Source organism: uncultured Ellagibacter sp. (genome assembly GCF_934636505.1).
In the GTDB taxonomy this organism is placed as follows: Bacteria; Actinomycetota; Coriobacteriia; order Coriobacteriales; family Eggerthellaceae; genus Ellagibacter.
This window is the reverse complement of the sequence record NZ_CAKUAL010000078.1, coordinates 1-8,095: the sequence shown is the minus strand read 5'-3', so window position 1 is coordinate 8,095 and position 8,095 is coordinate 1. Positions and strand designations below refer to the sequence as shown.

The 8,095-nt window shown below is 62.0% G+C and carries 5 protein-coding genes, 1 tRNA gene and 1 pseudogene; all 7 read left to right on the top strand.

The annotated features are described in order from the left end of the window. Positions 1-631 (top strand): annotated as a pseudogene (locus Q0G18_RS08150) (metallophosphoesterase); the annotation flags it as partial. Next, positions 628-2,808 (top strand): AAA family ATPase, encoded by a 2,181-nt coding sequence (locus Q0G18_RS08145; protein ID WP_297151845.1) that lies wholly within the window; start codon positions 628-630, stop codon positions 2,806-2,808. The pseudogene Q0G18_RS08150 and the gene Q0G18_RS08145, both read left to right, overlap by 4 nt. 80 nt (positions 2,809-2,888) lie before the next feature. After that, the gene (locus Q0G18_RS08140) at positions 2,889-4,199 is read left to right on the top strand and encodes an adenylosuccinate synthase (RefSeq protein WP_297151842.1); all 1,311 of its coding nucleotides are present in this window, start codon (positions 2,889-2,891) and stop codon (positions 4,197-4,199) included. A gap of 277 nt (positions 4,200-4,476) precedes the next feature. Then, positions 4,477-5,769 (top strand): phosphoribosylamine--glycine ligase, encoded by a 1,293-nt coding sequence (gene purD / locus Q0G18_RS08135; protein WP_297151840.1) that lies wholly within the window; start codon positions 4,477-4,479, stop codon positions 5,767-5,769. A gap of 40 nt (positions 5,770-5,809) precedes the next feature. Continuing rightward, complete coding sequence (locus tag Q0G18_RS08130; protein ID WP_297151837.1) at positions 5,810-7,120, top strand: coproporphyrinogen III oxidase family protein; 1,311 nt, start codon at positions 5,810-5,812, stop codon at positions 7,118-7,120. A 227-nt stretch (positions 7,121-7,347) separates the two neighbouring features. Beyond that, positions 7,348-7,935, top strand: coding sequence for an A24 family peptidase (locus tag Q0G18_RS08125; protein ID WP_297151834.1), 588 nt, complete (start codon positions 7,348-7,350; stop codon positions 7,933-7,935). An 88-nt stretch (positions 7,936-8,023) separates the two neighbouring features. Further along, positions 8,024-8,095: transfer RNA gene (locus Q0G18_RS08120), tRNA-Phe, on the top strand.

Genomic DNA, 8,095 nt, shown 5'->3' with positions numbered 1-8,095 from the left:
GCTCTACACCGATGAGAATCCGCGCCTCGCGTTTTCCGGCTGTATCCAGGGGCGCGACATCAAGGAGACGGGGCCGCGCGGCGTGAACCTGGTCACGCTCGAGGAGGGGCGCCGCAACGTGGTCGAGTTCATCCCCACCGCAAGCGTCGTTTGGCAGCGCATGAAGGTGGACATCTCGGAGTGCGTCACGGTTCCCGATGTATCCGACCTGGTCACGCGCGAGCTTTTCCGCGTGAACGGCAAGGCGCACTGCGGGGAGATGTGCACGCGCATCGTGCTTTGCGGCGCGACGCCCCTGCATGAGGTTCTCAAGCGCCCCGGGCTAATCGACGATTTGCGCAACCAGATCAACGATTCCCACCCAGAGTTCTTCTGCGACGCGCTTATCGATAAGACGCGTCGGCCCTTTGACCGCGAAGCGGCGCGCCGCGAGGGGATGTTCCCTGCGGTGTTCCTCGACGTTGCCGAATCGATGCGCGAAGACGAGGCCGGCGAGGCGGCGTTTCTCCAGGACGAGTTCCTGAAGAGCAACGTCGCGCTGCCGAGCGCCCTCGTGCAGAGTATCCCGACGCTTGCTGAGGAGGCGCAAGACCTGGTCATCGACCTTTTGTGCGGAGGTGACGACCAATGAGTCCCTTCTTGAAGCACATCAAGATGGAAAGCTTCGGCGCGTTTTCCGGTAAAGTCGTCGGTCCCTTCGGGCCCCATCTGAACGTGGTGTTCGGTCCGAACGAGGCGGGCAAGACGACAACTGCGTCGTTTGTCCGCGGAGTGCTCTTCGGCTGGGAAGAGGCGCGCGGGGTGCGCAACACCTACAAGCCGCAGGCGGCCGACCGCGCAGGCTCGCTGTTCTTCGACGATGGGGAAGGCAGCGAGATTGAGCTTTCCCGAAGCCGCAATGCAGAAGGCCTCAAGGGCGACGCCTCCCTCGTGCACGATATCGATCGCGAGACGTTCTCTACCATGTTCTCGCTCACCAGCGACGAGCTGCGCCGCCTGCGCAACACCACCGACGTCACGGCGCGCCTGCTCACAGCGGGGTCGGGCACGGGGACGTCCCCCGCGCACGCGCTCTCCGTGGTGCAAGGGCGCCTTGCTGCCTGCACGTCGCGCGCCTCAAGTGCCGAGGAGTCGCTTGTGAACTTGGGATCGCAGCTCGCGGACGCGAAAGAGGAGATGGCTCGCGCCGCTGAGGTAGCCGAGAGCTTGCGTCGCAAGGACAAGGAATTCCACGAGATGGAGCCTGAGCGCGAGTCGCTCAGCGCGCGCCTGTCGAAGCTGAACGCGCGCATCGAGGAGCTCACCGCATGTCGCGCGCGCATTGAGAAGCTCGCGGCAGAGCGCGAGGAAATCACCGAGGAGCACGCGCGCCTTGTCGAGGAGCAAACGCAGGCGGCGCTCGCGAAGCGGCGCGGGAGGCATGCGCTCCCTCGCGAGCTTATGAGCATGACGGCGGCCGAGGACCGCGAGCTGCGCGATCGCATCGACGCCTTTGGCGACAGGGAATCGAAGTGCTCGCACAGCGTTGAGCTGGCAAAATCGAATTACGCTGCGTCGAAGGCGGCCTACGAGGTGCGCCTTGAGGCCCCCGACACGCGCGAGACGGAGCTGCGCGCCCGCCATCAGCGCACGGCACAGGTGGTGCTCTCCATCGCGCTGCCGCTTGTGTTCGTCGGGTCCGGTGTCCCCCTTGTGGTACATGGGCGCGAAATCTCGAGCCTGTCGTTCACGGCGCTCGGTTTGGGCTTGGTCGCCATGGCGGTCTTTCTCGCTGCGGGAGCGCTTGTGATGCTGTTCCGCCCGAGCAAGGAGCAAGAAGCGCGAAAGGCCGAGCTCCAAAGCGCGCAATGGGTCATGTTACAGGACAAGAAGAAATACGAATCATGCCTTGCCGAGCAGGAGGCGCTCTCGGGGGAGATTCGCGCATTTCTCGAGAGCCGCGGGCTGGGCGAGGCTTTGTCGAACCTGCGCCGTGCGCGGACGATCCTCGACGAGGCGAAGGACGCTCGCGGCGACATGGCCTTGCTCCAGCAGCGCTCCCAAGCGCTCACTGCGCGTCTGACCTCGCTCGAAGAGAAGATCGCGCGCAATGCCGATGCGCTTGCGAGCGCCTACACGCAGGCGCATCTGCCGAGCGAGAACGCGACGCTTGCGGCGCTCGACGCGAAGATCGCGCGCAAGGTTTCGCAGCGCACCAACCTCATGGAGGCCTTCGAGAGTACGAACCGAGCGTACGGCGAGCTCAAGCAGGAGCTTGCGGCGGCGCGTGGCGAGCATACGCTCGACGAAGTCCGCATGACCTACCAGCAGATTCGCACGCGCTACAATGAGTCGCTGCAAACTTTCGCGAGGCTTCTTCTCGCCCGTCGCATGCTCGAGATGGCGATATCCTCTTGGGAGAGCAAAAGCCAGCCCGAGGTGTATGCGCAGGCGAGCGAGCTCATGTCGCTTATGACCGAGGGTCGCTGGGTGCGCGTGTACATGACCGCCGATGGTCATCTGCGCGTCGTCGACTCCGTACATACCGAGCGCGACCCGGTCCATCTCTCGCTCGGCACGTGCCAGCAGCTCTATCTCAGCTTGCGCATCGCGCTTCTGCTCGCCGCCGACAACGTGGGCCGCGCGATTCCCATTCTCGCCGACGATATTCTCGTGAACTTCGACTCCCGCCGCCGCCGCGGGGCCGCGCGCGCTTTGGCCGAGCTCGCGAAGACGCGCCAAGTCATCATGTTCACCTGTCACGAAGAGGTCGTTTCCGTTCTACGCGAAGTTAGTGACGCTACCAACGTCATCGAACTCGCCGTGTAGCCCATACCTTATAATGCAAGGGTTGCAGGAAGAATGCCAATCGGCCTCGCTTGTGCGGGGCAGCGAAAGGATGAACGCTCATGCCCAGTACAGTTCTCGTCGGTGCCCAATGGGGCGACGAAGGCAAGGGTAAAATCACCGACCTCATTGCGAGCAAGTACGACTATGTCGTGCGCTACCAGGGTGGAAACAACGCAGGACACACCGTCATCCACGGTGACAAGAAACTGGCGCTGCACCTGATGCCTTCGGGCGTCATGTACGAGAACGCCATTCCCGTCATCGGAAACGGCGTTGTCGTCGACCCGGGAGTGCTCGTGAAGGAAATGGCGATGCTCCAGGCCGAGGGCATTTCGTGCAAGAACCTGAAGATCAGCTGCGACGCGCATGTCATCATGCCGTGGCACAAAGACCTCGACGGCGCTGACGAGAAGAGCCTCGGCGAGCACAAGATCGGAACCACCAAACGCGGCATCGGCCCGTGCTACCAGGACAAAGTCGCTCGCAAGGGCATCCGTATCCAGGATCTGTTCGACGAGAAGATCTTCCGTCTGAAGGTCGAGACCGCGCTCAAGCAGAAAAATCCCGTCCTGAGCAAGATTTACGGCCTCCATACCTACACGGTCGAGGAAATCTGCGAGGAGTACCTGCCTTACGCGCGCATTTTGAAGCCCTATATGGCTGAAACTGCCCACATGCTCAACAGCGCACTGCGCGAGGGCAAGTCGGTGCTGTTCGAGGGCGCGCAGGGCACGTTGCTCGACATCGATCACGGCACCTACCCCTATGTGACCTCCTCTTCTTGCTGCGCGGGCGGCGCGGCGACGGGCTCGGGCGTGGGCCCTGTGAACATCGACCGCGTGCTCGGTATCGAGAAGGCGTACGTGACGCGCGTCGGCGGCGGCCCGTTCCCCACTGAGCAGCGCTTCCCCGAGGACGGCGGCGTGGGCGAAGAGGCCGAAACCGGCGAGCTTCTGTGCTCCGTGGGTCACGAATACGGCGTGACCACCGGCCGCAAGCGCCGCTGCGGCTGGTTCGACGCGGTCATCGCGCGCTACGCCGCGGAGGTCAACGGCCTCACCGACGTGGCGCTGACCAAGCTCGATGTGCTTTCCGCCTTCGACACCATCAAGGTGTGCGTGGCCTATGAATGCAACGGCAAGCGCTACGACTACTTCCCCATGCAGCAAAGCGTGCTGTTCCACGCGAAGCCCATCTACGAGGAACTTCCTGGCTGGAAGGGCGAGGACATCACGGCATGCAAGTCCTTCGAGGAGCTGCCCGAGAACGCTCAGAAATACGTCGAGCATCTCGAGGAGATCACGGGTGTGAAGATCTCGATCGTGGCCGTCGGTCCCGATCGCGACCAAACCATCATGCGCGGTTGGTAGGCTAAGGTTTCGCGGGCCTTACGGCCCGCGAAACGAGCCGACGCTGCGCGCGGTTCTGGCGGCGCAGCTGGCGCTCCAAAGATTTCTTACGTACCTTAAAGTACGCTTTGAAATCTTTTCACGCCATCTGCACTCGACAGAGCTACGCTCGCTGACTTTTGTTCGACCTGCGAGTTTTGGCTGTTTGACCTGCGTATGTGGTTAGCTCGCGGCTTTGCAGTTCGGCTCGCGAGCTTTCCTTGCTTGTATTTGGCGAACCTGAGAGAAAGGGTTTGTTGTGAACATTTTGGTGCTTGGCAGTGGCGGTCGCGAGCATGCGATCGCATGGGCGCTTTCCAAATCGCCTCGGTGCGACGAGCTGTTCGTTGCTCCTGGTAACGGCGGCACGGCTGCGGTTGCGACCAACGTCAACGACGTCGATATGATGAGCGGCTCGTCCGTGCTTTCGTTCGTGCGCGAGCACGGTGTCGACCTTGTGGTCATAGGCCCTGAGGCCCCGCTTGTCGCGGGCGTTGCCGACGAGCTGCGCGACGCGGGCATCTCGGTCTTCGGCCCCGATGCCGCAGGCGCACTGCTCGAGGGAAGCAAGGCGCACAGCAAGGCGTTCATGGAGAAGAGCGACATCCCCACGGCGGCGTACGCCACCTTCGATGCGTGCGATCCTGCGATCGCCTACATTCGCGAGCAGGGCGCGCCCATCGTGGTGAAGGCCGACGGCCTGGCGGCTGGCAAGGGCGTCGTTGTCGCTTCGACGGTAGAAGAAGCCGAGGACGCCGTTCGCGAGTGCTTCGACGGCAAGTTCGGCGACGCCGGCAAGACCGTCCTCATCGAAGAGTGCATGACGGGGCCGGAATGCTCACTGCTCGCCTTCGTGGCAAACGGCAAGGCGTTTCCCATGGCTCCCGCTCAGGACCACAAGCGCGCGTTCGACGGTGACGAGGGTCCGAACACGGGCGGCATGGGCGTCTACTCTCCCGTGCCCATCGTGACTGACGAGGAGATGGCCTCCATGGTGGCCATCATGGACAAGGCCGCAGCTGCTACGGCGGCAACCGACGACGCGCGCGACTATCGTGGCGTGCTCTACGGCGGCTTCATGCTGACCCCTGCGGGGCCGAAGATCGTGGAGTTCAACGTGCGCTTCGGCGACCCCGAGACGCAGGTGATACTTCCTCGCCTGAAGACCGACCTGGTCGATGTGATGTGCGCCGTGGCCGAGGGCCGCGTCGACGATTTGTCGCTCGAATGGGCCGACGAGTGGGCGGTGTGCGTCGTCCTCGCGAGCGCCGGGTATCCGGGCGCCTACGAGAAGGGCAAGGTCATCCTGGGGATCGACGAGGCCGAGGCTCTCGACGGCGTGTCGGTATTCCATGCGGGCACCAGCCACAACGCCGACGGCGAGCTTGTCACGGCAGGCGGGCGCGTGCTCAACGTGGTGGCGCTCGGCAAGACCTTCGAGGAGGCTCGCGAGCGCGCTTATGCCGCCTGCGACCTCATCAGCTTCGAGGGCAAGCAGTTCCGCACCGACATCGGCGCGAAGGCCGCGCGCGGCCGTTCCGCCTGGGAATAAGAACGTTACGAGGGCGAAATAGCAGGGAAGAAGTTAGAATATGCTTTCTGAACGAATGCTGAGCACGGTGGTTCGCGCGTGTTCAAACCAATATCTGAAGCTCACGCCGACCGACGACGCGAAGGTCGTTCCGCCGAAGCCCGGGCAGCGCTACATGCTCTATATGCACGTTCCGTTCTGCGAGCGCCTGTGCCCGTATTGCTCGTTCAACCGATTCCCGTTCAAGGAAGAGCGCGCGAAACCCTATTTCGCCAACATGCGCAAAGAGATGATGATGCTCAAGGATTTGGGCTACGATTTCGAGAGTGTCTACATCGGCGGGGGCACGCCCACCATCATGATCGACGAGCTGTGCGAGACGATCGATATGGCGCGCGAGAACTTCTCCATCAAGGAAGTGTCGTCCGAGACCAACCCGAACCATCTTATTCCGAGCTATCTCGAGAAGCTTAAAGGCCGCGTCGATCGTCTTTCCGTTGGCGTGCAGAGCTTTGATGACGGGCTGCTCAAGCAGATGGACCGCTACGAAAAGTACGGCTGCGGCCAGGAGATTATGGAACGCATCCAGGAGGCAAGCCCGTATTTCGTGTCCATGAACGCCGACATGATCTTCAACTTCCCGGCGCAAACCGAGGACATCCTGATCAACGACATCGAGCGCGTAATCGAAAGCGGAGCGAGCCAAACGACGTTTTACCCGCTCATGGCGTCGCCGAGCGTACAGCGCTCGCTTGCGCGCACGGTGGGCAAGGTTGACTACAAGCGCGAGCAGCGTTTCTACGAGATCATCTGCGAGCTTCTGATCGGCGGTGACAAGCCGCTGTTCGAGAACGGCAGCGCATGGACGTTCAACCGCCTGGGCACGGATGCCGCGGGCGAGGACGCGATGATCGACGAGTACGTGGTCGACTACGAGGAGTACCCGGCAATCGGTTCGGGCGGCATCACGTATCTCGGCGAGAACATGTATGTGAACACTTTTTCCGTCAGCCAGTACAACGAGAAGATCGAAAGCGGTCGTATGTCCATCATGGGCAAAACGCACTTCTCCAAGCACGACCGCATGCGCTACCGCTTCATGATGCAGCTGTTCGGCCTTCGCCTGGACAAGAAGCAGTTCAGGGAAGATTTCGGCTGCTCGATTGAGGCCGGCCTTCCCGCTGAGATGGCGTTCATGACTGCGGCGGGGGCGTTCGCCACCAACAACGACGAGGAAATCACGCTGACGCCGAAGGGCCGCTATCTCATGGTGGTCATGATGCGCCAGTTCTTCATCGGCGTGAACAACCTGCGCGATCAGGCGCGCGCGGCGCTTCCGGGCGAGGAGAAGGAGCTTCTGTTCGGCTGCTAGCGTCGATTCGAACGGCCGCATGAAGCGTAACCGGTAGTTGGTGGTCAACTGAGCGAGTTGTGCACCGGTTTGCGAGGCGGAACCCCAGGAAAAGTGCGTCGGCGTTCGCCTTTTCCTGGGGTTTTGCTTTTGTTTGGCGTGAATTGCGGTAAGCAAGGTTCGAAAAACATCGCATAACTCTTCCAGTTGTCCACCAAGTCGCAGTACTCCTATAGAAAGAGAGCCCGATGAGCGTATCAGTCGTCCTTGACAACGCCCCTGCGTATGCGGGTGGGGCGTCGTTCGCGCTCTTTTTGGTGCTGCTAACCTGGGCGAGCGCGATCGACCTGCGCGAGAGGCGGATTCCCAACAAGCTAGTGATAGCGATGGCGGCGCTTTGGCTTGCCGTGCGCGTTCTGCTTGCTGTGATGGTGGCCGCCTGCTCTGCCGGCGCCTTCGGCTCGGGCGTGCAAGCGGGGGACGCGCCCTCGGCTGCAGCTTTCGCGACGATGGGGATATTCCCCTTTGGCTTGACGCTTATCGACGGGCTTGTGGGGGCACTCGTGCTCGGAGGTGGCTCGCTTGCGGTCTCGATCGCGTTCGAGCGCTTCGCCCAACGCCCCTCCATGGGAGGCGGGGACATCAAGTTGCTTGCGGTGGTCGGACTGTTCCTGGGCTGGGAGCGGGGGCTGTGGTGCCTGCTCGCGGCGTGTCTCGTCGTCCTTGCGATGCAGGCAATTTCGCGCGTTCGCGAAGATGGGAAGCGAATCGGCTCCCAGACGTTCCCGTTTGCCCCGGCGATTCTCGTGGGTGTCGTAATAGCTTCGATACTTTGAAAAAAACTATTGACGTGCTTTGCCATTTGCCATAAAATACTATCTTGCGTTTGCTCGAACGGATTCTCCACGAAAGGCAAGCACATATGGTCAGGTAGCTCAGTTGGTAGAGCAGCGGACTGAAAATCCGCGTGCCGAGGGTTCAAGTCCCCCTCTGACC

Excerpts from the sequence above, each read along its gene's own strand:
- Q0G18_RS08130 (WP_297151837.1), top strand. The coding sequence starts at position 5,810 with ATGCTTTCTGAACGAATGCTGAGCACGGTGGTTCGCGCGTGTTCAAAC.
- Q0G18_RS08125 (WP_297151834.1), top strand. The coding sequence starts at position 7,348 with ATGAGCGTATCAGTCGTCCTTGACAACGCCCCTGCGTATGCGGGTGGG.
- Q0G18_RS08145 (WP_297151845.1), top strand. The coding sequence starts at position 628 with ATGAGTCCCTTCTTGAAGCACATCAAGATGGAAAGCTTCGGCGCGTTT.
- Q0G18_RS08140 (WP_297151842.1), top strand. The coding sequence starts at position 2,889 with ATGCCCAGTACAGTTCTCGTCGGTGCCCAATGGGGCGACGAAGGCAAG.